This window comes from Sphingobacterium sp. BIGb0116 (assembly GCF_024808035.1).
In the GTDB taxonomy this organism is placed as follows: Bacteria; Bacteroidota; Bacteroidia; order Sphingobacteriales; family Sphingobacteriaceae; genus Sphingobacterium; species Sphingobacterium paramultivorum.
Map to the genome: position 1 here is coordinate 1 of NZ_JANUDT010000019.1, position 2,153 is coordinate 2,153.

The following is a 2,153-nucleotide window of genomic DNA, read 5'->3' on the forward strand; positions in this document are numbered from 1 at the left end:
AGAACCATTTTTCTTAATAACTCAAAGCCTGCCTTCCCATACATTTTCCTTTTGATGTTTTTTATTCGGTTTACCTGGCCTTCAACTTGACCATTGCTTATGGATGTTATGACAGCATTATTAACTGCCTGATAGTCCTTTATGAGGTTTTTAGCAAAGTTTTTCAAACCACATTCTGATTTTATCGCCTCATCAATCCAATTTTTTAACAGACCGTCCTGTTTGCTCTGAAACAATCGCTTAAAACCCTTTACCTGCTGCTCCAATTGTTTTATCTGCGGAAATTTATCAAACAGTAATTTCAAAAATTCCTTGTCATCATTTCCCTTAATTTGCTCTAATTCCATATAGAGCATCAAGGAGAGCCTCGCCGGTGACCAGGTTTTTGCTACTATGGGAGTTACTGTTTTGGTTCTAGTGAATGGCTGCATTTGATAAACTTCGTTCATCTTGTGGCAGAACTGTGTGTATTTTCCGTTGAAACCCATCTCTACAATTGTTTCATGCAGTTCGCGGTATGTTTTACCTCGGTTCTCTTCCATCAAGAGAAAGTTAATAAAAGCGTCCAGGTTGGTTGAACTTCTGGATTGCCTTTTTGTAAGTGAGTCCATTAAAACGTATCTTCTAACAGTGCCACGCGCGAGCTTCGTAATTCTGGCAATCTGTCTTAGCGTAATACCGTTTCCGTGTAGCTCTTTAACTTTGTCAAAAAGATACTTTCTAGCGACACTAATATTAGCCGTCGAAATGTTCGGCTCTACGATTTCTAATACTCTCTTAGCTGGCTGCTCAGTCTCAGCTGATGTAGATCGTTCGCTTTTGGGATCATTGTAAAGCTTAAATATCTCCCTTAGTTCTTTTCCTTTTGATTGAAAAATCCTTTTGGTTGCTTCTCCAAGGTTCAACAGTAAGTGAAAGCGATCTGCAACCTGGTTGGCTTGAGGGGCGCCCGCTTTTATGCCCAAAGCATATGGTCCATATCGATCCCTGGAAACTGTTTTTATTTCCGGATGCTTTTTTAGCCATTCGGCGAGGGTGCCCGATTCACGATCGGGCAGCAGGTCGATAACTTCTTTTCTTTTTAAATCAACAATAACGGTTCCGTAGGTCCTTCCTTTTTTGAAAGCCCAGTCATCTACGCCAATTACACCAGATGTTAATGAATTAGGTTGTATATTGACTCTTTTGATCACCCGTAAAATAGTGGACGGGCTGACAGGTAGTCCAACATAACCGCTTATTGATGCGCCTTTATTTCCGCCCAGTTCAAGTGCCATTTTAAAAAGAAGATCATTAGAGCGCATAAGTCTTCTATAATAAGGCTTGATTTCACAGTGGAAGCGTTCAGTAAAAATCTTTCTTGGGCAGGCTATATTGTCACAGAAATACTTTCTAGCACGCAGCTTGACTTTCGTTATATGACCGGAAATAGGAAGATCCAAAAGAGTCCTAAAATACCTACTGTGGATCCTAATACTCTTCTTTTTGCAAATAGGACAAACTGAATATTTTTGATAAGCACATGTATTAATACAAAGTTCTCCTGGAGAGGAATATATTGTGTGAGCTTTTAGCTGTAAATTAGAAGGAAGGATAAAATGTGGAATCATGACATAAAAGTATAATAATAAATTACACATTATTATCCATATATTTGTTTGTTTTCAAAAAGAAATATCGTGGGAAAATCAGTCTTAAAAATTCAAAGATCAGAGGCAGGAGAAATAAAAAAATTATTAAATACAAATGATGCTTACGTTGTCGGCGTAAGACTGTATTTGGTATATCTGGTTGCCTTGGGACATTCAAGCAGACGGCTATCGGAACTCCACAGTATCAGTTTCAAGCAGATAACAAATTGGGTGCACCGATTTGAAAAGGAAGGTATAGAAGGATTAAAAGATAAGAAAGGACGAGGGAGGCGTAGCGGGTTGTCGGAAGAACAGCTGGAAAGAATCAAAGAGCTGGTAATAAAAGAAACGCCATTGAATCATGGATATCAATCAGAAAAGTGGACCGGACCTCTTTTGATACAGTGGATTAAAAGAGAATATGGTTTAGTATATCAAAAGGCGCAAATTTATAACTTGCTAGCCAAGGTTGGAATTATCTTTGAAAAGAAACTTGGCCTAATATCTAAAGTGTAATTATTT

The 2,153-nt window shown here is 38.3% G+C and carries 2 protein-coding genes; one reads left to right on the forward strand and one right to left on the reverse strand.

The window, feature by feature from the left end; all coding sequences use genetic code 11:
• A partial coding sequence (locus M2419_RS27360) for an ISL3 family transposase (RefSeq protein ID WP_310442814.1) occupies nt 1-1,640 on the reverse strand: 1,640 nt, incomplete at its 3' end.
• Nucleotides 1,641-1,679: 39 nt separating this feature from the next.
• Between M2419_RS27360 and M2419_RS27365 the strand changes: the two genes are divergently transcribed.
• Entirely contained in the window at nt 1,680-2,147 is a 468-nt protein-coding gene (locus M2419_RS27365) for a helix-turn-helix domain-containing protein (RefSeq protein WP_159732720.1), read from the forward strand.
• Nucleotides 2,148-2,153: the final 6 nt, after the last annotated feature.